General features: G+C 71.0%; 36 protein-coding genes. 29 read left to right on the top strand and 7 right to left on the bottom strand.

Annotation, left to right across the window (positions count from 1 at the left end; genetic code table 11):
* Positions 1 to 114 precede the first annotated feature (114 nt).
* From ACFWPT_RS21170 to ACFWPT_RS21045, 26 genes are all read left to right on the top strand, one after another.
* Positions 115 to 315 carry a hypothetical protein gene (locus ACFWPT_RS21170; protein ID WP_380483418.1) on the top strand — a complete coding sequence of 67 codons (201 nt, stop codon included), beginning with the start codon at positions 115 to 117 and terminating at the stop codon, positions 313 to 315.
* 10 nt (positions 316 to 325) lie between these two features.
* Entirely contained in the window at positions 326 to 724 is a 399-nt protein-coding gene (locus tag ACFWPT_RS21165) for a hypothetical protein (protein WP_380483417.1), read from the top strand.
* A gap of 59 nt (positions 725 to 783) precedes the next feature.
* Positions 784 to 1,749: a hypothetical protein gene (locus tag ACFWPT_RS21160; protein WP_380483415.1), complete on the top strand. Its 966-nt coding sequence runs from the start codon at positions 784 to 786 to the stop codon at positions 1,747 to 1,749.
* A complete protein-coding gene (locus ACFWPT_RS21155) occupies positions 1,746 to 1,895 on the top strand; it encodes a hypothetical protein (RefSeq protein WP_380483413.1) in 150 nt (49 codons plus the stop codon). Before ACFWPT_RS21160 ends, ACFWPT_RS21155 begins: the two co-directional genes overlap by 4 nt.
* A gap of 11 nt (positions 1,896 to 1,906) precedes the next feature.
* Positions 1,907 to 2,233 carry a hypothetical protein gene (locus ACFWPT_RS21150; RefSeq protein ID WP_380483411.1) on the top strand — a complete coding sequence of 109 codons (327 nt, stop codon included), beginning with the start codon at positions 1,907 to 1,909 and terminating at the stop codon, positions 2,231 to 2,233.
* Positions 2,234 to 2,307: 74 nt separating this feature from the next.
* Positions 2,308 to 3,024, top strand: a complete 717-nt coding sequence (locus tag ACFWPT_RS21145) for a hypothetical protein (protein ID WP_380483409.1) — start codon at positions 2,308 to 2,310, stop codon at positions 3,022 to 3,024.
* Positions 3,021 to 3,359 carry a hypothetical protein gene (locus ACFWPT_RS21140; protein WP_380483407.1) on the top strand — a complete coding sequence of 113 codons (339 nt, stop codon included), beginning with the start codon at positions 3,021 to 3,023 and terminating at the stop codon, positions 3,357 to 3,359. Before ACFWPT_RS21145 ends, ACFWPT_RS21140 begins: the two co-directional genes overlap by 4 nt.
* A gap of 74 nt (positions 3,360 to 3,433) precedes the next feature.
* Entirely contained in the window at positions 3,434 to 3,586 is a 153-nt protein-coding gene (locus ACFWPT_RS21135; RefSeq protein WP_380483406.1) for a hypothetical protein, read from the top strand.
* Positions 3,587 to 3,651: 65 nt separating this feature from the next.
* Positions 3,652 to 4,098: a hypothetical protein gene (locus tag ACFWPT_RS21130; RefSeq protein WP_380483404.1), complete on the top strand. Its 447-nt coding sequence runs from the start codon at positions 3,652 to 3,654 to the stop codon at positions 4,096 to 4,098.
* Positions 4,095 to 4,286: a hypothetical protein gene (locus ACFWPT_RS21125; RefSeq protein WP_380483402.1), complete on the top strand. Its 192-nt coding sequence runs from the start codon at positions 4,095 to 4,097 to the stop codon at positions 4,284 to 4,286. The genes ACFWPT_RS21130 and ACFWPT_RS21125 overlap by 4 nt, the downstream gene beginning before the upstream one ends.
* A 56-nt stretch (positions 4,287 to 4,342) precedes the next feature.
* The gene (locus tag ACFWPT_RS21120) at positions 4,343 to 4,600 is read left to right on the top strand and encodes a hypothetical protein (RefSeq protein WP_380483400.1); all 258 of its coding nucleotides are present in this window, start codon (positions 4,343 to 4,345) and stop codon (positions 4,598 to 4,600) included.
* A complete protein-coding gene (locus ACFWPT_RS21115) occupies positions 4,597 to 4,893 on the top strand; it encodes a hypothetical protein (RefSeq protein ID WP_380483398.1) in 297 nt (98 codons plus the stop codon). The genes ACFWPT_RS21120 and ACFWPT_RS21115 overlap by 4 nt, the downstream gene beginning before the upstream one ends.
* Before the next feature lie 50 nt (positions 4,894 to 4,943).
* Positions 4,944 to 5,123, top strand: a complete 180-nt coding sequence (locus ACFWPT_RS21110) for a hypothetical protein (protein ID WP_380483396.1) — start codon at positions 4,944 to 4,946, stop codon at positions 5,121 to 5,123.
* A 124-nt stretch (positions 5,124 to 5,247) separates the two neighbouring features.
* Complete coding sequence (locus tag ACFWPT_RS21105; RefSeq protein ID WP_380483394.1) at positions 5,248 to 5,475, top strand: hypothetical protein; 228 nt, start codon at positions 5,248 to 5,250, stop codon at positions 5,473 to 5,475.
* 125 nt (positions 5,476 to 5,600) lie between these two features.
* Entirely contained in the window at positions 5,601 to 5,816 is a 216-nt protein-coding gene (locus ACFWPT_RS21100; RefSeq protein WP_380483392.1) for a hypothetical protein, read from the top strand.
* Positions 5,817 to 6,031: 215 nt separating this feature from the next.
* A complete protein-coding gene (locus ACFWPT_RS21095) occupies positions 6,032 to 6,637 on the top strand; it encodes a hypothetical protein (protein WP_380483390.1) in 606 nt (201 codons plus the stop codon).
* Between the two features lie 90 nt (positions 6,638 to 6,727).
* Complete coding sequence (locus tag ACFWPT_RS21090; protein ID WP_380483388.1) at positions 6,728 to 7,297, top strand: hypothetical protein; 570 nt, start codon at positions 6,728 to 6,730, stop codon at positions 7,295 to 7,297.
* A 259-nt stretch (positions 7,298 to 7,556) separates the two neighbouring features.
* Complete coding sequence (locus ACFWPT_RS21085; protein WP_380483386.1) at positions 7,557 to 7,949, top strand: WYL domain-containing protein; 393 nt, start codon at positions 7,557 to 7,559, stop codon at positions 7,947 to 7,949.
* 76 nt (positions 7,950 to 8,025) lie between these two features.
* Positions 8,026 to 8,523 (top strand): hypothetical protein, encoded by a 498-nt coding sequence (locus ACFWPT_RS21080; RefSeq protein ID WP_380483384.1) that lies wholly within the window; start codon positions 8,026 to 8,028, stop codon positions 8,521 to 8,523.
* A gap of 68 nt (positions 8,524 to 8,591) precedes the next feature.
* Positions 8,592 to 9,098 carry a hypothetical protein gene (locus ACFWPT_RS21075; protein WP_380483382.1) on the top strand — a complete coding sequence of 169 codons (507 nt, stop codon included), beginning with the start codon at positions 8,592 to 8,594 and terminating at the stop codon, positions 9,096 to 9,098.
* 404 nt (positions 9,099 to 9,502) lie between these two features.
* A complete protein-coding gene (locus ACFWPT_RS21070) occupies positions 9,503 to 10,072 on the top strand; it encodes a hypothetical protein (protein ID WP_380483380.1) in 570 nt (189 codons plus the stop codon).
* 65 nt (positions 10,073 to 10,137) lie between these two features.
* Entirely contained in the window at positions 10,138 to 10,329 is a 192-nt protein-coding gene (locus ACFWPT_RS21065) for a hypothetical protein (RefSeq protein ID WP_380483378.1), read from the top strand.
* Positions 10,326 to 10,784: a hypothetical protein gene (locus ACFWPT_RS21060; protein WP_380483376.1), complete on the top strand. Its 459-nt coding sequence runs from the start codon at positions 10,326 to 10,328 to the stop codon at positions 10,782 to 10,784. The genes ACFWPT_RS21065 and ACFWPT_RS21060 overlap by 4 nt, the downstream gene beginning before the upstream one ends.
* Complete coding sequence (locus ACFWPT_RS21055) at positions 10,781 to 11,167, top strand: hypothetical protein (RefSeq protein ID WP_380483374.1); 387 nt, start codon at positions 10,781 to 10,783, stop codon at positions 11,165 to 11,167. The genes ACFWPT_RS21060 and ACFWPT_RS21055 overlap by 4 nt, the downstream gene beginning before the upstream one ends.
* 228 nt (positions 11,168 to 11,395) lie before the next feature.
* Positions 11,396 to 11,890 carry a hypothetical protein gene (locus ACFWPT_RS21050; RefSeq protein ID WP_380483372.1) on the top strand — a complete coding sequence of 165 codons (495 nt, stop codon included), beginning with the start codon at positions 11,396 to 11,398 and terminating at the stop codon, positions 11,888 to 11,890.
* 72 nt (positions 11,891 to 11,962) lie between these two features.
* A complete protein-coding gene (locus tag ACFWPT_RS21045; RefSeq protein WP_380483370.1) occupies positions 11,963 to 12,628 on the top strand; it encodes a hypothetical protein in 666 nt (221 codons plus the stop codon).
* A gap of 212 nt (positions 12,629 to 12,840) precedes the next feature.
* On the opposite strand, the gene ACFWPT_RS21040 is transcribed toward ACFWPT_RS21045, so the two are convergent.
* The 6 genes from ACFWPT_RS21040 to ACFWPT_RS21015 all read right to left on the bottom strand — a co-directional run bounded on the left by ACFWPT_RS21040 (position 12,841) and on the right by ACFWPT_RS21015 (position 18,014).
* Positions 12,841 to 13,875 carry a 3-oxoacyl-[acyl-carrier-protein] synthase III C-terminal domain-containing protein gene (locus ACFWPT_RS21040; RefSeq protein WP_380483368.1) on the bottom strand — a complete coding sequence of 345 codons (1,035 nt, stop codon included), beginning with the start codon at positions 13,873 to 13,875 and terminating at the stop codon, positions 12,841 to 12,843.
* On the bottom strand, positions 13,857 to 14,741 hold the full coding sequence (locus ACFWPT_RS21035; protein WP_380483366.1) for an XRE family transcriptional regulator: 885 nt from the start codon (positions 14,739 to 14,741) through the stop codon (positions 13,857 to 13,859). Before ACFWPT_RS21035 ends, ACFWPT_RS21040 begins: the two co-directional genes overlap by 19 nt.
* A 418-nt stretch (positions 14,742 to 15,159) precedes the next feature.
* Positions 15,160 to 15,759 carry a hypothetical protein gene (locus ACFWPT_RS21030; protein WP_380483364.1) on the bottom strand — a complete coding sequence of 200 codons (600 nt, stop codon included), beginning with the start codon at positions 15,757 to 15,759 and terminating at the stop codon, positions 15,160 to 15,162.
* A complete protein-coding gene (locus ACFWPT_RS21025; RefSeq protein ID WP_380483362.1) occupies positions 15,756 to 16,883 on the bottom strand; it encodes an MAB_1171c family putative transporter in 1,128 nt (375 codons plus the stop codon). Before ACFWPT_RS21025 ends, ACFWPT_RS21030 begins: the two co-directional genes overlap by 4 nt.
* Positions 16,883 to 17,416: an ImmA/IrrE family metallo-endopeptidase gene (locus tag ACFWPT_RS21020; RefSeq protein WP_380483360.1), complete on the bottom strand. Its 534-nt coding sequence runs from the start codon at positions 17,414 to 17,416 to the stop codon at positions 16,883 to 16,885. Before ACFWPT_RS21020 ends, ACFWPT_RS21025 begins: the two co-directional genes overlap by 1 nt.
* 106 nt (positions 17,417 to 17,522) lie before the next feature.
* A complete protein-coding gene (locus ACFWPT_RS21015; protein ID WP_380483358.1) occupies positions 17,523 to 18,014 on the bottom strand; it encodes a hypothetical protein in 492 nt (163 codons plus the stop codon).
* Between the two features lie 226 nt (positions 18,015 to 18,240).
* Here ACFWPT_RS21015 and ACFWPT_RS21010 point away from each other — a divergent pair, with 226 nt between their 5' ends.
* Entirely contained in the window at positions 18,241 to 18,408 is a 168-nt protein-coding gene (locus ACFWPT_RS21010) for a hypothetical protein (protein WP_380483356.1), read from the top strand.
* A gap of 121 nt (positions 18,409 to 18,529) precedes the next feature.
* Here the strand turns inward: ACFWPT_RS21010 and ACFWPT_RS21005 are convergent, their stop codons facing one another.
* Complete coding sequence (locus ACFWPT_RS21005) at positions 18,530 to 19,021, bottom strand: hypothetical protein (protein WP_380483354.1); 492 nt, start codon at positions 19,019 to 19,021, stop codon at positions 18,530 to 18,532.
* A 138-nt stretch (positions 19,022 to 19,159) separates the two neighbouring features.
* Between ACFWPT_RS21005 and ACFWPT_RS21000 the strand changes: the two genes are divergently transcribed.
* Both ACFWPT_RS21000 and ACFWPT_RS20995 read left to right on the top strand, forming a co-directional pair.
* Entirely contained in the window at positions 19,160 to 19,783 is a 624-nt protein-coding gene (locus ACFWPT_RS21000) for a hypothetical protein (RefSeq protein WP_380483352.1), read from the top strand.
* On the top strand, positions 19,773 to 21,347 hold the full coding sequence (locus tag ACFWPT_RS20995) for a terminase large subunit domain-containing protein (protein WP_380483350.1): 1,575 nt from the start codon (positions 19,773 to 19,775) through the stop codon (positions 21,345 to 21,347). The genes ACFWPT_RS21000 and ACFWPT_RS20995 overlap by 11 nt, the downstream gene beginning before the upstream one ends.
* The last annotated feature ends 10 nt before the right edge of the window (positions 21,348 to 21,357 follow it).

Genomic DNA, 21,357 nt, shown 5'->3' with positions numbered 1-21,357 from the left:
CCCGCCCCCCCCCGCGGGGGCGCGGCCCCACACCCCCGGCGGCGACCCGCCCGACGCAGGAGTTCGGACGGCTGCCGCCGGGCCCCAGACGCCGTCACCCCTACGGAGAAGACCATGACCGACACGTCGCCCGCCGCCAACAGCCTGAACGCCACCGTCCGGCGCCTCCTCGCCCAGGCCGCCGACATCCCGAGTCAGCACGACGAGACCAACCCGGCCGCCGAACTGACGATCCGCGAGGCCAACACGTACGCCCTGCTCGCCATCGCCGACGCCATCAACAACGTCGCCGCCGCGATCCGCGACGACCACTGAGGAGAACCCGTTGCTCGTCCTGCCCCGCACCACTCCCCGCCTCCCGGCCGGATGGCCCCAGGAGCGCTACGAGGAGTACCACCGCGCCCGCAAGACCGCCCGGATCATCGACCACCTGCTGAGCGAACAGCTCGTCCACGCCGCCGAGCAGGCCACCGACAGCGTGATCACCGCCGCCGCCCGCGACATCGCCGCCGGGCCCAAGGCCCCCTCGCCCACCACCTGCCAGGCCGTCCGTGACACCCTCGCGGCCCTCATCCCCACCCCGCTGCCCCCGCTCGACTCCGACGCCGCCCTGGATGCTCTCCAGAACCTCCTGAGCGGCGCCGACTGGAACCCCAGCCACATGGAACAGGTCGCCTCGATCCTGCGCGCCACCGGCCGCACCATCGCCGACACCGACCACTGACCACCCCACCGGCCCCGCCCACCGGACGGGGCCGGCCCCACCCTTCTTCTGAGGACCCGATGACCACCCACACCCAGCCCACCGACCCGCGCGAGCACTTCGCCATCCGCGACGGCGCCCGCTACCTCTACCACCTGCCCTCCGTCGTGTTCTGGGACCAGCGCAACGGAGGCAGGGCCAGCGCCACCGACGCCCTGCACGGGGACGGCCACCCGCTCACCCCGCTCCCCGGTCGGCGCGGCTGGTGGGCCGCCGACCGCGAGATCACCACCGTCACCGCCACCTGGACGCCCCGCTCGGAGATCACCGGCTACACGCTGACCGACCCCGGCTACGAGTCCGCGAAGTACAAGTCGACCCTCACCCCCGCCGAGTACCGGGCTCTGCGTGACGAGGACGGTGACCACCCCTACCGCATCTACGACCCGGTCACGCAGGACCAGGACCCCGTCACCGAGGAGGTGGCGTGCGGCCCGTGGCTGGTCCTGGGCAGCGGCGAGCAGCCCCCCGCCACAAACGACCCCCGTTGGGTCGCCGACCTGCCCCGCGCCCTCACCAGCCACCCGGAGTTCCGGTGGTGGCTGCCCGGCAAGCTCACCGGCCTGCGCGCCGCCGTCGAAGCCCACGCCAAGAAGCGGACCCCTGGCCTCTTCGGCGTCAGCACCTCCAAGGCCAAGTACGACGGCGTCGACGGCCAGCTGTGCGTCGAGGTCGACGTGCCGTTCGAGCGGCCCGTGACCCGCCAGGAAGACACCGACTGGATGACCGGCAAGAAGCTGCGGCGGCCCAAGACCGTCCGGGTCACCGTCAAGCGCAAGCTGGTCCTGCCCGTCCCCCCGTCGGTGCACGCCGACAACTACGCCGCCGCACTCGCCGACTGGGACACCCAGTACGCCTACTGGACCGGCCTGATCGACTCCGAGATCGGCGTCCGGGCCTGCAACCACTGCGGCGGTCACGGCTACATCCCCGACGGCGCCGAGGAGTACACCCCGGCCCCCGCCTCCCGGAAAGACGCCCAGTGACCGACACCACCGCCCCGGAACCCGGAGAAACGGCCGCCACCGCCCCGGCCACCGCACTGACGCCGCGCGAGATCGCCCTGTACACCCTGCTCGCCATCGCCGACGTCGCCTTCAGCTTCGCCGACGTACTGCACAACTCCCGGTAAGGAGAGACCCCATGGCCGACACCACCGTCCTGCTCACCATCCACGGCCAGCAGCACATCCCGCTCGACCCCGCATCCCTGGCCGGAAAGACCGTTGAGCAGCTGGACGACCTCTTCGCCCCCTACTTCGACCAGCTCGACATCCGCACCGCCGTCGTACTGCCCGACGGCACCACCATCCCCCTCGCACCCGCACCGCTCCCCGGCCCGGACATCCAGGCCCTCGCGATCGCCGCGTACGAGAACGTCGTGGACGCGAAGCGCTCCGGCCCGATCGATGCCATGACGAAGCTGCTGCACGCCCTCGGCATCGACCCCGACCAGATCCCCCCGTTCTGACCCCACCCCCAACCGCCCCGGCCCCCGCCCCGCCCCGGCGCAGCGGGGGCCGACCCGTACCGGAAGGACCACCGGTGAACACCGACCTCGCCCAGTTTGCCGCAGCCGCCCAGCCGTGCCCCCTCTACCCCGACAAGGACCGCTACGCCACCGCCGAGGCCGCCGAGAAGGCCGCCGCTCCGCGCGCGATCCTCTTCGGCTACCGCCGCCAGCGGTCCTACCTCTGCGGAGCCTGCGACTGGTTCCACATCACCACCAAGCCCCCGCGCGTCGTCGCCGTTCCTACCGGGCCCGACGGCCGGCCGCTCGACCACGACGCCCTGGTGGCCTGGTTCAACGCCCGCCCGCGCGACGTCCAGCAGTACCTGGTCGTCAAGGACGCCGAACGCCTCCTCGCACCCGAACTCGCCGCCGCCCTGCGCGACCCCCGCTGCGTACCCACCTGGCTGCACGTCCTCAAGCGGCTGCGCGCCGCCGCGAGCGCCGCGACCACCGGCCCGACCGGCGCCCGCCGCACCGCCCGCGCCCGCCTCACCCTCCTCACCGCCCTCCACTCCGAGGCCCGCCAGCTCCTTCCCGCCCCGCCCACCACCCCGAGCAAGCCGAGCCCCATCACCGTCCGCCGATACGCCGCCGACGCCCTCGCACGCCGCCAGGCCGCTGAAGCCCGCGACAGCGCCGTCGACCTCCTCATCGGCCGGCACCCCGCCGAGTTCGCTGGCCTCCTCGACCACACCCGCCTGGAGCGCGGCCTGCCGCCCGAGGACGAGAACAGCACCGCCGCGGCATGAGTACCGTCTCCCGCCACGGCCTCACCCGCTGCGCACTCTGCCTCGAGACCGTACGCACCACCATCACCCAGGCCGCCCGCCGACAGCTGGTCAACCCCGAGCCCGACGTCCAGGGCAACGTCGTCGCCCGGCTCGACCACACCGGCACCTGGCGTTCCCGCGTTCCCACCGACGACCGGCCCCAGGAGCCGTACGAGAGGCGCTTCATGCCGCACGCCGCGACCTGCTCCCGCGCGCCGCGCCCCGTGTCCCAGACCCGGTTGCCCGAGGGCGTGGCCTCCCTTGACGCACAACGCCGGCGCCGGGAGCGGACGGTTCCTCACGAGCCCACATAAACAACTTGCACAATGAAGGTTGTTTATGTGAGGGTGTTCCTACCGGCAACGAACCCACCCCGGAAGGACCTCACATGGCAACCGAATGGCGCACCGAGACCTGCAACGACTGCGGCTTCGACTTCGAACGGTGCTGGGTGATTACGGCCCCCTCCCACGCAGCCGAGTCCACCCGCACCGCCAAGCCCACCCGTGACACCACCCTGTGCATGTGCGACGCCGAGTGACACACCGCTTCAACCGCCGCCGCCCGGCTGCACGCCGGGCGGCACCCACCCCAACGGAGAAGACCGTGAACCTCACTCACATCCGCACCGAGAACAGCACCACCACCCTCATCACCCGCGAAGCCCTCGACGAGATCAACGCCGGCCAGATGGACGAGGCCGTAGAGCGCACCATCCGCGAGATGTCGTGCGGCCCCCGTAGCGGCGCGATCATCAAGTACCGCGACGGCCGGGACGTCCGCATCCGCCGCGCGACCCCGGAGGAGATCGCCGAGCACACCGCGCCGACCCCGGTCCACGAGGCCACGCCCCTGAAGTACCGCACCCTCAAGGGCGCCCGAGTTGGCGACGTCATCACCCTCTGGACCCGCGGCGGCAACAAGGGCCCTGTCGGCGACCTGATCACCGTCACCATCGCTGGCACCAGTGGCGGCTGGCGCGTCACCAGCCCCGACAGCGACCGCGTCTGGTTCCTCGGCGGCACCGGCTCCAAGTACTGGGTCGCCGCGTGAGCGGGGGGAACACCTGCCGCGACAAGACGCACCGGCCGCGCTGGCGTGTGCAGTTGCGCAACGCCAACCGGTCCGCGTTCAACGGCTACCGGCTCACCCCGTCCGACTACTCGGAGGTCAGGTGCGGCGAGTGTGGCCACGTCTGGCGTACCAAGGCCGCCTACGTCACCACACTCCCGGACGCCTGACCACCCCCGGCGGCCGGCACCCACCGGCCGTCACACACACCCACCACGGAGACCAGATGCCCAAGCGCACCGCCCGCCAGGAGATCGAGCGCGCCTTCCACGTCTCGTTCAAACTCCCCGACCAGGCTGCCAAGTTGCTCGACGCCTACCGTGTCGAGGTGCTCAACGAGGGGTGCATGCTGATCACCACCGCCTCGAAGAGCCGGCTCGACGAGATCGACGAGGACGACCTCCGGCCCAGCGACTGGGAGCGGCACGAGCAGTGGGCCGCCGCCGCCGATGTCCTCAAGCGCGCCGCCGGCGGTGCCCAGTGACCGACACCCCGCCGCTCCCCGACCTCGCCGACATCCGAGCCCGGTTCGAACGCACCACAAACCCCGGTTGGCGCGACGTCACCGACGTCGGACGCCTCCTCGGCGAGATCGACCGGCTCCGTACCGAGCTGGCCGCCGCCCGCGCCCAGCACTTCACAGAGGCCGCCGAGCTGATCCGGCGTCACGCCGAAGAGCAGTGCGAGAAGTCATACAGCGACAACAAGATCTTCCACTTCAACGGTGCCCAGCGCGCCGCCGAACTCCTCCTCGCCGCCCGCACCACAACCAGCTGACCCCTGACACCGGACGCCGCCCGCGGGCGGCCCCAACCGAGGAGACCACCGTGGCCACCACCCGCCTGATCTGCCTGACCCCCGAGGTCGCCGCTGACGTCGTTGCCGAACACGCCCCGTTCGGCGGCCGCAGCAACACGGCCACCCAGGACGGCAACGCCGTCGTCATCGAGTTCTACGACCCCCGCTGGCCCATGGACATCGCCGAGTACGCGTTCAACAGGGCTTGACTCACGACGAGGACGCAGCTTGTGTGATCGCCGCCGCATCGGACGCGGTCGACGCTTCCCGCTGACTCGCCCCGGCCTGCCGTCACCCGGCGGCAGGCCCCAACCACCGCCGCTGGAGCACACCGTGAACCACAACGCCTACGTCGTCATGAGCGGCGACCGACCCATCACCGTCACCACCACCCTCGAAGCCGCCCAGCACGCCGCCACCGAGCACGACAGCCGCCACCTGCCCGACCCCCGCGAGTACCGGTGGGACGAGCGTGCCGACCAGTGGGAGCTGATGTTCCTTGGCCGCTCCGGCCGCTGGAACAAGGTATACACGGCCGTCCACCGGGTCCCCACCGCGTGACCGTCAGCCCGTGGCTGGTCCTGGCCGGCGCCCTCCTCGGCGCTGGCCTTCTTGCTGTCCTCGGCGCTCACCTTCCGCACCGCCCACAAGCAGGAAGACCGAACATGGCGAAGAAGCCGACTCCAATGCCCCTCACCGCGACCGAGCGCGCACACCTCGACAGCCTCATACGCCGAGCCGCCTACGCTCTCACCCCCACCGAGCAGGACCGCCTCCTCCGCCTGTGGGAGCACGACCAGGCCGACCGCGCCCAGGAGAAGCGCTCAGCCGGAGGTGCCGCCGCCGCCCTTCGACGCACCCAGGCCGGACGACCGGCCCCCGGAGGTCCCGCGCCCGCCTGACCGCGCCACCAGCCATGGCCGAGGGGCTTGGTGGTGGATGTGGCAGCGCGTCTGTGGCGTAGCGGAGTTGGTGCATCGTTGCAGGTCAGCGTGGGTGAGTTGACTCCGTGGCCCGGAGGGGGCCACTCGAAAGCTATAAACAACTTGCAAATTGAAAGTTGCTTATGAGAGGGTGGTGCCACCGACAACGAACCGGCACCACCGGGAGGGACCCCATGGACAACCACGACAGGATCTTCGAGCACGTCTCCTACTACGCCCTCGTCCACGGCGACAGCATCCGCATCCCGTCCATCGACCACGCCGGCACCTTCAGGAACTGGTCGCCCGTCCCCTACACCTTCAGCCACCTCACCGTCAGCGGCGACACCCTCACCGTGCACCTCGCCGAGCCGAGCCCCAGCGGCGCGCACGAACTGCCGCCCATCGCCGGAACGGTCCGGATCGCCTACGGCGTCCGCCGCCTCATCGACCAGGGCCAGCCCCTTGCCGACACCGTCGAGACGCTCAGCAGCACTCCGATGGCGTCCCCCGCGCTGCGCGCCTACGCGGATCTCCTCGCGCTGGTGGCGGACGGCAGTCTCATAGCGCCCCACAGCGTGCACATCGGAATCGACCAGCTGAAGATCATGATCCGGCCCGAGTCGATCGACCAGTGGGTGGCGTGGACGAAGGCGCTCAACGCGCCGTCCGGAATCGGGGTCGTCCACTCCGCTGAGGGGTCCTGCGCGGTCAGCGAAGGCGCGTGCTTCGGGGTCACGGTCGAGATCTCCGGGTGGAACGTCCCCGGGCTCCTCGCGGCGGCGCTGCGCGAGGCGTAGCACGAGCCCGTTTGGGGCGCCCCGGGACCGTCGTCCCGGGGCGCCCGCCAACCGCCCGTCAACACCCCAACATCCCGAGGAAGGCCTCCCATGGGCAGCCACACCTACTTCAAGATCCGCACCGAGCGCGGCGGCTGGATGCTGTCTCCGGCGGAGTCCGTGCACGCCGCCGCCAACCACGGCGACAACGTCTCCGAGCGCTACCCGGACGGCTCCGTGACCATCACCTACGCCATCGGGCGGGGGGAGCCGTCCCACTACATCCCGGTAACGGACGCCGAGGCCGAGGCGATCATGAACGCCAACGAGGCCTTCGGCAAGCGGGTCGCAGCCCTGCTCGCCCCGGTGCGCACGGCACTCGCGGCCGCCGAGAACGTTCCGGACGGCAAGCACATGCTGGAGTTCGGCGGCCCGCACGCGGCCCGGGGCGGTGTTGTCGCCTCCGTCCACGGCGGCGCGGTCCACGTCTACTGGTGGCACCTCACCCACGTTGCGGCGCTGGCCGCCGAGCAGCCGGGCCAGGACCCGTGGGCCGACGGCGGCGCCCGGGACGCGACCCGCGCAGCGCTGGTCGACTTCGCCCGCGAGCACCACGCCACCCTCACCGAGCAGCCCGGCCAGTTCGGGGAGCACAGCCGGTTCCTGATCGCCCCGGCCTGACGCTCCCCGGTGCCGCCCTGGCCGTCCGCCGGGGCGGCACCGCCCGCCCAGCCCCGTCGACAGGGCGCAGCACGGGGGCGGGGCCGGTTGCGGGTGATACCGGGGGCGCGGCACCGGTCGGGAGCCGGCCGGAGTGGCCGGGGTGGGAGGCCGGCGCAGGGTTCAAGATCACCTCTATAAACAACTTGCAACTTGAAAGTTGTTTATGAGAGGGTGGTGCCACCGACAACGAACCGGCACCAACCGGGAGGGGACCCCGATGATCCGCGCCACCGACACCGCCACCACCACCACCCGCCTCATCAAGGCCATGGACCGCCAGCACCCCGTCACCGTCTCCTACGTGAAGGAGGACAACACCACCACCGTCCGCACCATCGAGATCTACGACTTCACCGTCAGCAAGGCCGGAAACGTCCTGGTCAAGGCCATGGACCGCACCACCGGCGAGCGCCGCGACCTGCGCATCGACCGCATCACCGGGTACACCGTCCACCGCACCCGCTACCTCATCGAGCGCGAGGACACCACCCCCACCGCCCCCACCCTGCGCTTCCCCGGCGACCCGATGACCCTCGTGACCAACCCCGACATCCCCGCCGCAGACCTCGCGGACCCGGTCACCCTGCTGGCCGACCTCCTCTCCCACTGACCGCCCGCCGGGCCCGCCCCACCGGCGGGCCCGGCCCCCGCCCCGCCACCCAACAGCCGGAGAGAGGCACCCCCCCGTGACCGACACCGTCCGCACCCCCGCCGTCGCAGCGAGGATCGAAGAACTGTTCCTCGCAGTCCACGAGTTGCGGCGCATCCACCCGGACAACCGCACCGACGCCGACCGCAGGAACCACGTCGAGTTCATCCGCGAGCTGGAGCCCCTTCTCGCGCTCCCCCCGGCCGGTTACGCACTGCCCAAGGCCGCTACCCGCCTCATCGACCACGCCAAGGCCAACGGCTGGAAGCCGTACGTGCAGTGGTTCTGCCAGGCCGACGACGGCCCCTGGGTAACGGTCCAGGTCAGCCGCCTCCTCGCCCCGGCCGAAGCAGCCCACCGCCGGTCCAACCGCTGGACGTACTCGATCAGCTGGCACTCCCGCTACTGCGCCCCCGGCCGCGTCCGCCTCTTCGGCCGTGTCCTCGCCCGGACGCCGGACCACCCGGTCACCCACTACGTGCCCTCCCTCAAGGCCGTACGCGCCGTCATCACCGCCAACCCCACCGCCCCGTAACCCCGCCCCCTGCTGCGCTCCGACCCCCTCCCCGGGGCGCAGCAGGGCCCGCCCGGAAGAGACTCGCTATGTCCGTCCCGAACGTTGCCCCTGCCACCTCCGACGGTGTCCTCGCCGAAATCGGCGCCCTCACCAAGGAGCTGGCCAGCCGCCTCGGTTTTCGCGTCCGCACCTCCTACGACGATCACCGCATCACCGTGATCAACGCCCGGCTCCGCACCCTCTACGCCATCGCACCGTCGGGCTACGCCCTGCCCACCAAGGCCGGCCGCCTGGCGCAGCACGCGCGCACACACGGATGGACCGCTGACATCCGCTGGTCCCACGGCAACAACAGGGCGGTACACGCCAAACACGTTTCCGTGGTCCTTGACCTGCGCCGCCCCGACGTTGAGCACCAGCCGCACCCGGAACGCTCCGGCCTGTGGATGGTCACGTGCACCTGGCACGGCGGCTACTCCGGCGGGGACCTCGTCTATCGGGGCGGTCACATGCGCAACGGCACCGAAGTGCACAACGCCCCCGCCCTGAACGTCCTGCCCGACCTCATCGAAGCCAACAGCGCCATCCGGTAAGGAAAGTCGGACCAGCCGCTGCCTGCTGCGCCCCTCCCCGGGGCGCAGCAGGGTCCCTTGAGGTGTTGCCCCGGGGCCGGTCCTGTCCGGGGTTGTCCCCGGGGCCGGCCTTGGTCCCGAGACTCGGGGCCAACCTCCACCCTTATAAACAACTTGCAAATTGAATGTTGCTTATGAGAGGGTGATGCCACCGACAACGAACCGCCCCCAACCGGAACGGACCCCACCGTGGACCTCTCCAACTGCACCTGCGACCCCTGCTGCCCGTCCACCCCGTCCTGCCACGAGCCCGACTGTCCGGCCGTCAAGACCACGACCGCCGACTAAGCCGCAGGCCGGGCGGCCCTCCGGGGCCGCCCTTCCCAGGGAACCAGCGCCCACCGGACGCCAGAGAGAGGCCCACCATGATCACCGCCGCAGAACGCCGCGCGCTGTACCGCCGCACCACCATCGACGCCGCCCAGCCCATCGCCGACGCGCTCGCCAACATCCCCACCAGCACCCCGTTCCCGGTCGTCTTCAACTACCACGACGACAGCGTCACCGCCGTCTACAGCAACCGGGTCAGCGCCGAGCTGCGGACCGTCATCACCCACGCCGTCTGCGACGCCTTCAGGGCGGCGGGATGGGGCTTCAACAACCAGCTCGCCCCCTTCGACCCCGACTCACCTCGCGCGGTCACGATTCTCAGCACCCGCCTCACCCACCCCTCCTACCTCACCCGCATCGGCATCCCCGGTCAGGAACCCGCGACCCTGAACAGCGCCCTCGCCGCCTTCGCCGAGTGCATGGGCAAGCGGGACGGCATCGGCGACATCGTCGGACCGATGTCCTGCCCCGAGGCGGCCGCGATCGCCGACCTCCTCGCTGCCGTCGGCCGCACCGACGCCGCCGACACCTGGCGCAGCCAGCACAGGGAAACCGACCCCGAGTGCACCTGCGCCCCGGCGACCAGCACGCTCGCCACCGCCTGAATCGCCAACTCCACCCACCCCGGGGCGCGCACCGCGCCCCGGGGCCCCAGCCCCAGGAACAGCACATGGACACCCTGCCCAAGCCCACCTGCCACCACCTCTTCAACCACCCCGCCACCGACGCCGACCACGTCCAGCTGGCGGAGGCACTGGCCTACGCCCGCAGCATCGGCGACAACACCGGCATCATGATCGGCCTGGCACGGCTCTACGGTGCCGCCGCCTGCCGCGCCGAGCTCACGGCGGCCGCCCGGTGAACCTCCTCGCCGCCCGCTTCCACGCCTACCAGCTCCTCGCCGCCGCCACGGCCCGCCCGGACAGCGAGATCACCGACGTCGACATGTCCAACCCCGCCGACGGCAACGGCCCGTGGGCCATCACGGTCACCACCACCGACGGCCGCCGCTTCCGCTTCACTGTCACCGAGGACCAGGACCCCGGCGAGACGCCGGCCACGCTCCACCACTACCGGGCCGGAAACCGATCCCTGCCCCTCGGCACCTACACCAACCCGGCCGCCGCCCGGCAGCACGCCGAGGACTACGCCCGTTACCGCCTTGCGGCCGACTCCACCCGCTGGGAGCCGGCCGACGCCGACCCCGACCAGGAGCAGAGCCTGTACATCGGCCACGACGGTCACGAGTCGTTCACCGCCATCACTGTGACCCCGGTCGAGGTGCGCGACACCTACGACCCCGAGGCCGAGGAATGAGCGTCGACTACACCGCCCTGCCGTCCGGCGTCCGCCCGGCCGACGACGCCCAGGTGACCCGCCTCATCCGGCTGGTGCAGACTCTGGACGAGCGCCGTGACGAACGCGTGCTGCGCGCGGCCACCAACGACCTGGCCCACGTGGTCGGCGGCTACCTCGGCCCGGTCCTGGCCCGCCTCGCCGCCGTCGAACAGCTCCTGGCCGCCAGGGCCGGAGAGTGCTGGGACTGCGGCAACCAGCGCGGCAACCTCGCCTTCCTCTGCCCCGGTTGCGATCGGATCATCCCTGAGGAACAGGCCTACGGGGCCCCGTGCAACCACTGTGGCGCCGACCCCGGCGAACGCTGCGACCCCCTTACCTGCGTTCCCCAGCCCACCAACTGACCTACCCCCGGGGGCGCGGCGGCAGCGCTGCGTCCCCCGGGGTCGACCACCTCCTGGTGGAACGGACTGCCGTGCCCGCCGTCGGATCCGCCGGCCGCTACCGTGCCACGGCGTCGACCGGGACCGGAGAAGGGGGAGGGGCCGCCTCTCATAAACAACTTGCAAGATGAAGGTTGTTTATGAGGGTGTGCTGGTGTCGGCAACGAACCACCTACGGAGAGGCCCACCATGACCACCACCGCCCAGACCCCGCAGACCCACATCGCCCTGGCCGCCGCCGCCCCGATCGCCTCCGCCATGGCCTACCTCCCCAGCGACACCCGGTTCGTCGTCCGATTCGCCTACCACGACCAGCACGTCACGGCCTTCTACTACGGCGCCCACCTCACCCCCGAGGCGCTGAACCACGTCATGACCACCGTCGTCACCGCCTTCAGGAGCGCCGGGTGGGACCACAGCAACCGCTACGCCGGAGACGGCGAGACCGTGCTCCGCACCCGCTTCGACCACCCCACCACCCCCGCCCAGCGCACCCCGGCGCCCCGTGCCACCTTCACGGACGTCCTTGAGGCCTTCGCCGAGCACATGAGCCAGGACGACGCTGCCACCCGCCTCGCCCCGCACATGACCCCCGAGGAAGCGATGGCCCTGGCACACCTGCTGTCCCGCTTCGGCCACACGGCCAGCGTCATCAACTGGCTCACCATCCAGCACGCGAACTGACCCACACGCCCCCGCCCCGGGGCGCAGCACCACCGCTGCGCCCCGGGCGGCCCCGACCCAGAACGGACCGCCGTGGCCACCACCGCCGCACAGTTCCACGCCGTACTCGTCCGCCGACCCAACGGGTTTCGTGACATCAGGATCGGCCCCATCAGCTCCCCGCACGATGCGGATGTCCTTGCTGCCGGCCTGCGTTGGCAGATCAACCAGTGTGCACACCTGCCCGGTACCACCGTCACCACCGACGCCTACCGTCCCGACCTCGCGCACTGGCCGCTCATCCCCACAGGCCACCGCACCACCGTCCAGGGACTCGACACCGAAGAGGCCAACGAGGACAGCCACGCGCACTTCCCGGACCTCTACGCCCTCCTGCGCGCCGAGTACAGCGACCAGGAGGCAGCCAGCCTGTGGGAACAGGCAAGCCGCATCCACGACCTGCTCCACGCCACCAAGGACGACGACCGGGACCAGGCCCGGCCGCAGGACCCGATCACCGTCACCTGGGCAGACCAGGTCGACACCCCCCACGACCCGACCAAGCCCACCGTCGTCCACCTCGTTCTGGACGACGGCCGCCCGGTCCACCTCCACCTGGACGAAGAACACCGCGAAGCGCTCGGCCTGATGCTGGTCGACCCGAGCCTGCCCGGCGTCGAGACCGACGACCCCCACCCCCTTCGCAACCGCACCGCCCGCCGCCCGATCCGGCTGCGCCGCCGCATCCGCATCCGCTGACCACCCATCCGGGCCCGGCCTGGCCTCTACTTCCTCGGGGAGCAGCGGGAACGGGCTGCGCGGGCCGGTAAGGGCTTCCAGCTCGCCCGGTGGACCGGCCCGGTGGACGACGGCCCTGAAGCAGGCCATCGAGGACCAGCTCTGCGGCTGACCACGACGAAGGGCCTGGGACCGTGCTCACCACGGATCCCAGGCCCTTCGTACAGCATGTCCTACGCCGCCCAGCGCACCCGCAGCGCCGCCGTGGTGAACCCGGGCCCGAAGCCGAGCAGCAACCCCTGTTCCCCGTCGGCCGGGGGAGTGGCGTAAGTGCGTTCCAGGACCCGCAGCACGCTCGGACCGCCCAGGTTCCCGTCCTCGTCCAGCGACTGCCTGGCGTGCACCAACTGGGCGTCTGTCAGCTTCAGTTCCCGCTGGAGGTCGTCCAGGATGGACACCCCGCCCGCGTGCGGCACCACGAAGTCCAGCGGCCAGCCGGCCAGCCACTCCCGTAGCGCCGGCGCAGTGTCGTTCACCGACTGCGGCGCGGACTTCTCGCTGTCGAAGTGCACCCCCTGCCGGTCGGTCCGCTTGCGGTAACGGGCGGTGCTGCCCGGCAGCACGTGCTCCCATGTCTCCTCCACGGCCAGGCCCGGTCCGGACGGCACGTCCGACACGACGGTCGCCACCGAGGAGTCGCCCCACAGCAGCTTGTAGATGAAGTGTTCGATCCGGTCGTCGCCGTGGTGGTGGAGGCTGGAGAGCGACTCCCCGCCGACCACCAGCACCCGTGTGCCCGGGTGCGCCCGGACGTAGTGAACCGCCTTCACCAGGGCGTGCGCGCCGCCGCCGCAGCCGAGCTGCGACATCGGGACCCTCGACACCGTCGGCCGCAGCCCGAGTTCCCCGATCAGGTGGACGTCCAGGCCCGGCAACCAGTCCGTGGTCGAGCTGGTGGTGATGACGCAGTCGACGTCGGCCGGCGCGGTACCGGTTGCTTCCAGCGCGGCCCGGCAGGCCTTGGTGGCCATCTGGAGGACGTCGGCGACCGCGGTCTCGTTGCGTTCCTCGAAGGGCCGCTCGGAGAGCACCACGTCCAGCGGCTGCGAGAAACGCCGTGTGGACGGGGACTTGGCCAGGACCCGGTTGATCACCCCCATCCGCGGGTGGCCGACATGCCGGGCCACGACGTCGGCGGTCATCTCCTCTCGGGTGACCAGGTGCTCCCCGAGCACGGTGTGAGGTCTGGCTATGTACGCGTACGGCACGGTGGGGCCGCCTTCCTAGGGGGGTGAGCACGGCGCAGCGCGGGGCCGGGCCGGTAGTCGGGAATCAGGAACATCAGGCGGGCGCCGAGGGCGCCGAGGGGCATGGCCGGGCAGATCGTCACCGTGATCTCCCGGTCTTCGCCGGCGTGCCACATCGGGCGTACGTCGCCGTCGGGCTGGTAGTAGGCGTCGGCCATGCTGGCGTACACGGGGCCGGCCACCGGGTCGTCCTCGACGCGGCGCTCAAGTTCGGCGAGATCGCGGTTGTGGCGGTACTCGGTGCACGCCGCGCGCAACTGCGGCAGGACCATCGGCAGCCAGCTGGAAGCCCAGTCGGGCAGGCCGGTCTCACGGGCGTAAGGGGAGAGGACCATCCATTCCATCGTGTTCTTCGGCGGTATTCCGTCCGGGAACAGGGAGGCGAATTCGGGGTTGTAGGCGACTACATTCCACGCGAGATCGTTCACGTACGCGGGATTGCTCTGCGCGTGGACGATCGTCTCCCACTGGGATCCGACCGTCATTCCGTCCTCGGGGTCGAGGGTGTGGGGCGGCTGGTGGTGGTAGACGAGGTGCCACAGCGTGCGCCACTGCTCGCGGGTCAGGCGCAGGATCCGGGCGACCGTCTCGACGTAGTCCGGGGGGATCGCGCTCCGGGAGCTGGAGCACTCGAACCGGCCGTACGTGCCGGGCGCCCGGTCGGTCAGGTGGTCGATGTGCTCCTGGGCCAGGCCAGGGGCGCGCCGGCCGCTACCGGTGGGGCGTACCGGGGGAAGAAGGTCGAAGTCGGCGGGGTCGAGCTTGGCCCGGATCGGCTTGAGGAAGGCTTTCAGGGCCGCCCTGTCCGAGGTGCTGGTTTTGTCCAATGCGCTGTGCATCCCTTTTGACGGCAGGACGGCATGCTTCAACCCGACCTGCATTTTACCTTTTCTATAGGTACAGATCGTCCCTGTGAAAGACCGGCCACGGTGCGTAAGAATTTGAGGGACGATCATCCGCACACAGTGCGTGACGAAGAAGCAGGGACCGGTGCCAAGGGGGGCGCAGACCATGCAGACGAGGCCAGAGGAACCACCACAACAACGTCGGCACCGCCCGGCGTACCTACGCGCAGTACCCACCGCGCCCGACGAACCCGAACCCGCGGACCCGCTCCCGGCAACCCTCCGCTGCGCCCGGGCCGCAGGAACCTGGCCGGACACCCCCGACATCACCGCGCTCATCGGCGAACTGCGCCGGCCAGCCGTGCCGCGCTGAACCCAGTTCAGCGCGGCACAGGCGTTCCTACAGCGCCGCCGCCAACGCGTACACCCCGCCGGCCACCACCAGGCCGAGGACCGTGCCCAGGGCGACCTGGCCCACGGTGTGCTCACGCACCCGAACCCGCGCCCAGCTGAGCACCGGCACGAACGCGACCCCGGCCAGCCACCACCAGCTGTACGCCTGCGCCAGCATGATGAAGCTCCCGGCCGTCACCGCCGCGTGCACGCTGATCTTGTACCAGCGGGTGATCGGCCACACCGCCGTGATCGTCGCCCACATCGCGGCCGTCAGCGCGACCATCGGACGCGGCGCCGACGTCGCCCACTCCAGGGCGACACCGGCCGCCGCCGACGCACAGATCACCGGCAGCACCGTCATCCGCTTCACCCGGTCCACCAGGTGCCGCTCCGACCACTGGCCACCACTCTTCGCGTACACGATGTACGCCATGGGGACCACCGCGGCGAACACGATGGCCACCACCGCCCACCCCAGGCCCTTCCACCCGTACTGCACGCCGACCGCCAGCGACACCGCGACGATCACGTTCTTCGGGTCCACCCAGTCACTGACCCGCCGAGCGGTCTTCCAGGTACGGGACTCCTGCTGCTGCACGCTCACGAACTCGCCTTCCCGAACTCCCCGGCCACTGCGACCGCCCACTCGACCTCCCGGGCCGGCGCCCGCAGATCCTGCTCCTCGAACGTCGTGCCCGGCTTGGCCGGTGAGGCCTCACCAGAGGCCTTGCGGTAGATCGCCGCCCGCACCCACAGCGCGTCCGTCACCGCGTCCGCACCGATCGTGGCCGGCCGCACCGCCGCCGGATCGGCCCACGGTTCCAACGCCTTCATGCCGTCCCGGCAGCTGAACGCCATGTGCGCCACGTCGATCGTCCGGTCCCCGGTCCTGAACAGCTCCCGCCAGCGCGAGCGCCACTCACCCATGACCAGGCTCGGGAACTCGCCGGTGAGCGCCTGCCACAGCGGGTACATGCGCCAGATCGCGCGCTGGTCCCGGACGTAACGCACCAGCACAGGCACCGGAGAGACCGCCAGGCCGATGATGATCAGCAGGATGGACACCGACACCGTCAGGTCCGACAGACGGTCCATGGCCGGCGTGTAGGCGATCCCCGCGGTCGTCGCCGCCATGATCAGCACGTGCAGCACGGTGTAGAGCACACCGAAGACACAGCCCGCGGCGAGGCTGAACACCCCGGCGCGCAGCAGGCCGCGCGGCACGGCCTTGCGCGCGGACCAGAACACCACGGTCCCCGCGCACATGGACGTGCCCAGGAACGCGTAGAAGATCGACTGATAGATCGTCACCCACAGCTCGCCCTGGTGGTCGACGATCACCTGCGCAGCGTCGGGGGTGTCCGCACGCGGCAGCAGGACGAAGAAGATCACCGACATCGCCGCGCCGGCCACCGCCGTGACAGCGAAACTCGGACGCAGCCGCCCGCGCACCCGGCTGCCGTGCACGAGGTACAGGTAGTCCAGCAGCAACGCGATCGACGCCATGCCGATGAGGTGACGCAGCAGGACCGGCAGGTTGTGCACCGCGTGGTGCAGCGGACCGTCGTCGATCGTGGTGTAGCTGGTGAGGAGCGCCAGGCCCAGCGCGCCGACGCACAGCGTCAGCGAACGGGAGGCCCGGCCGGAACGTACCGCCGCCGGCAGGCGCCACAGGCTGATGCCGATCAGGGACAGCGGGATGACGACGCGGATGACGAGGGACAGCATCAGATGCTCCTCCGCCCCTCGACGGCCGGGCGCACCGGGTGGCCGAGCGTCGCGGTGAGGGCCTGGCCCTGCGGCGTGGTGCCGCGCCCCGAGCCCAGCCGGGAGGCGAGCAGCAGCGCCAGCATCTCGGCTTCCTGCTCCTGCACCTCGCTGAGGCTGGCCCTCGGCAACCCGAGGACCTTGGCGGCATGGCGCTCGTCCATGTCGGGGAACGCCTGAGCGATCGCGGCCGGGTTGATCTGACTCTGGTGTCCGAAGGCAATGTGGCCGAGCTCGTGCAGCTTGGTCAACGTCTGATGCGCCAGGCTGGTGCTGGCGTCGTAGAAAACCGCGTCGACGGACGGCAGCGGCACCCACAGACCGCTGAGCGTGTCGGGGCCGCCGGGGCCCGGGGGCAGCGGCCGTATGACGATCGGCCGGCCGCGCTGCTCCGCGAGGGCCTCGGCGAACGCCTCGGCGCTGAACGGCTCGGGTATCGGCAGGGTGGACAGGAGCGTGTCGCATCTCTTGCGAACGGCTCTGGGAACGGGCATGGCGGTACTTTCTGGTGCAGGGGGAGCAGTGCCAGGACGGAGAGCGTCAGGGCAGGACTGGCGGCCGGACACGCCGGGCTGAGCAGGGCGGGGCCGGCCGGTCAGGCTACTTCGGGCGGTACTGCGCTTCCAGGGCCGTGAGGTCGTCGAGGAGCGACAGCACCTGGCCCATGCCCGCTTCTGACACCCCTTCGGCGCGCATCAGCAGCTGGTCGACGCGTACCTCGGCCTCGGAACGCAGCGCGCTCAGGCCGTTGAGGGTGCGGACCTGGTCCAGGATCCGTGCGGCGGTCTTCTCCTCGCCGACGAAGTATTCGGCCCCGCTTCGGAGACCGAACGCCGCGCCGAGAACGGCCAGCGTCTCCACCGTCGGGTTCGGCGTGCGGCCCCCGCGGGCTTTCGCCGTACGCAGTTGCTGGACCGTGTCCTTGGAAATCGTCTCCTCGGCCGTGCTCGCGCGTTCGGCCAGCTCGCGGTTGCTGAGCGGACCCTCGCCACGTCGGGCACGGGCCTCGTTCTCCGAGTAGATGAGCTTGTTGAGGCGGTCGGCGATCGAATGCGCGCGCTTGGCGGCGGCGCTGTTCTCCGAACGGCTCATGGGCGGGTCCCCCTTCCGTTGCTGCTGGGTTCCGGTGGCCGGCCGCCGTTGGCCCGCACCGAAATGCCCCTACCTGATCATCGTGTGGTGTGATTATGCTGCATCGTCTGGCGATCTCAGTCCATCGGGCAGCGACTGGAGACGGCAGGGTGATGTATCCGTACAGCCACCTCTGGCCGCAGCCGGTACACGTCATGGTCCTGCCCCCGAAGAAAGAGGTGCTCCTGTGCCGTCCGCCGCGTTCAACCCCCGCCACGCCGCCACCCCCGCGCCCCGCCCGCAGTCGCCGACGATCCGCTGCGCCGTCGCCGCCCACGCCTGGCCGCAGACGCCCGACATCGCCACCCTCATCCACCAACTGCGCACCGCTGCCCCCGCAACCGCGCCGCGTTGACTCTGCGCCGAACCTGGCCCAGCATCATGACCAGCGCAGGGCCCCGGCGTCATGAACCTATGTGAACCCCCCGTGCACAGCAGAGTTTGCGCCGGGGCCCAACGCACCACCCCTGCGCCGCTCACGGCCACTCGGACTTCAACACGTCCGCCAGCAACCGCGCCCCCACCACGATCGCCGCCGAGTCCCTCTGACACTGCGACTCCGCCGCGAACACCACCTGGTCCTCACACCCGCCGCGGCTGTAGGAATCGCCCGCCGTACCGACCCGGTCGACCAGCTCCGCCACCCGCGCCTCCCGTTCCGCGCCCACCGGGTACCGGTCCACGTGGTTCGCCGCGTCCACCGACACCAACCGCGCCACCGCCCCGAGCCACTGCGCGCACTCCCGCCCACCGGCACCCAGACACCGGGCCGTGTTCGGCGGCTGCAACCTGCCCTCGAACATCACCACCAGCTCCCGCCCGCCCTCCGCTCCCGAAGCGGACGCCGGCACCACCGGGCCCACCGGGCCCACCGGGCCCACCGGGCCCTCACCGGCCCCACCCGAACACCCAGACACCCCCGCGACCAGCAGGCCGGCCGCCACCATCGTTCGTATCCGTAGCCACATGCGGCGGATCCTCCCACCGCACCGACGCCCGCAAGCCCTGAACACCGCATGCCGTAACCCACCTGTGAGCTGCGCGAACAGAGCACCACCAGCAGTAGGGGATCATGGAACCGTGCGCGGGGGTGCATGGAGCGAGGCATGGCCGGACCCCCGGGTAACAACGCAGCGCGCCAGGACCTCCAGGCCCGGCGCGCCGAAGCCGTGCGCCTCAAGCTCACCCGCGGCTGGTCGAACCTCGAGATCGGCCTCTACCTCCACGCCGACCCCGCCCACAACACCCGCAGCCGCGCCGTCCCCGAGGGCTACGGCGCCGAGCGCTACCGAACCGGCGACACCCCGCTCACCGACGGCAGCCTCGCCCGCGTCGTCGGCAAGGACATCGCGCGCACCCTCAAGTCCGCCCAGTCGAAGTACGACCAGGACGTCGACGCGCTGCGCCGCCTACGCGTCGCCCAGTACGAGGAACTGCTGCGCGTCGCCCTGGCCGAGGCCGCCGACCTCGGCGACCTGGACGAGTGGGAGAGCCCGGAGGACCGGGCCCGGGCCGCCGACCGACAGTTCCGCGCCCGAGACCAGGCCCTGCGAGTCCTCACCCGGCTCGACGAGATCCAGGGTGTCAAGAAGCCCGTGCGCACCGAGGTCACCGGCGTCGACGGCGCCCCCCTGATCGACACCGCCTCCGTCGACGAACTGCGCGCGCTCATCGCCGCCAACGCGGCCGCCGAACAGCAGCAGAAGAGGGCGGCCGCCGATGGCCAGTAAGAAGAAGCTCCGCGATCCCGACGCCGAGCTTGCCGAACTGGTCACGGTCTACAAGACCCTGCCCGCCCGCCAGCGCGCCGTCATTGCCGAGCAGGCCCGGCCGGAGCTGCGCACCCGCCTGGCCCAGGCCGAACAGGCCCTGATGATGGACCGCTCGCCCGGCGCCATGGCCCACGTGCTGACCGACGGCGTCGAACTCCAGGCTCCGCACCTCGACCTGATCGACCACCTGTACCGGCGTATCGACGCCGGCGAGCGCATCCGGGCAATGGTGGAGATGCCGCCCCGCCACGGCAAGTCCCAGCGCGCATCCCGTTGGGGGCCGCTGTGGTTCATGCGCCGCAACCCCCTCGCGCGCGTCATGCTCGCCTCCTACGGGGCCGAACTCGCCGACGACCACGGCCGGTGGGTCCGCGACCAGATCGCCGAGCACACCGACCTGCTCGGCATCCGGCTCCACCCAGGTTCCCACGCCGCGAACCGCTTCGACCTGATCCCGCCGCCGAAGTCCGGCGTGCGCGGCGGCATGGTCACCGCAGGCGTCGGCGGCAGCCTGAACGGCAAGGGGTTCTCGCTCGGCATCGTGGACGACCCGTTCAAGGGCAGCGACGACGCCAACTCGCCGGCCCAGCGCGACCGGGTCTGGGAGTGGTGGCGCTCCGTCTTCTACACCCGCCGCGCGCCCGGCGCCAGCATCATCGTGATCAACACCCGCTGGCACGAAGACGATCTCTGCGGGCGCATCCTCCAGCAGGAACCCGACAGCTGGATCCGCATCAACCTCCCGGCGCTCGCCGACTCCGCCGACGACCCCCTTGGCCGGCCGATCGGTCGTGCCCTGTGGTCCATGCGTTACGACGAGGCCGACCTTGCCGAAACCCGCCTGGCCGTCGGCGAACGCATCTGGTGGAGCCTCTACCAGCAGCGGCCTCGTCCGATGGAGGGCGGCGTGTGGCGCTGGTCCTGGATCACTGACCACCGCATCAGCCCCGAGGCGATGCGCGGCATCACCCTCACCCGCATCGTCGTCTTCATCGACCCGTCCGGCGGCGACGCGATGCGCGACGAAGTCGGCCTGGTCGCCGGCGGCCGCGACGCCGACGGCGACTTCTACATCCTCGCCGACCGCTCCGCCAAGATGGGCTCCGACCTGTGGGGCCGTGCCGCATGCCTGCTCGCCATCGAACTGGGCGCCGACGCGGTCGGCGTGGAGAAGAACTACGGCGGCGATATGGCCAAGCAGGTCATCCGTCAGGCCTGGGCCGAACTCGAACGTGAGAACGCGACCGGCGGACTGCTGTGCCCCCGGATCATCGAGGTCAACGCCCAGCAGGGCAAGCGTCTGCGCGCCGAACCCGTCGCCCAGTTCTACGCCCAGGGCCGCGGCCACCACGTCGGCGAGTTCACCGAGCTTGAGGGCCAGATGGTGTCGTGGATGCCCGGCATGGACAGCCCCGACCGGATGGACGCCGCCGTCCACCTGATCACCGAACTGATCGACCCCGCCTCCGCCGACGGCGGCAGCGGCACCTACCGCCGCGGCCCGCTGCCCGGCCGCCGATAACCCCCGGGAA

The sequence above is a fragment of the Kitasatospora sp. NPDC058478 genome, assembly GCF_042720345.1.
In the GTDB taxonomy this organism is placed as follows: domain Bacteria; phylum Actinomycetota; class Actinomycetes; order Streptomycetales; family Streptomycetaceae; genus Kitasatospora.
This window is presented reverse-complemented; position numbering and strand designations above follow the sequence as displayed.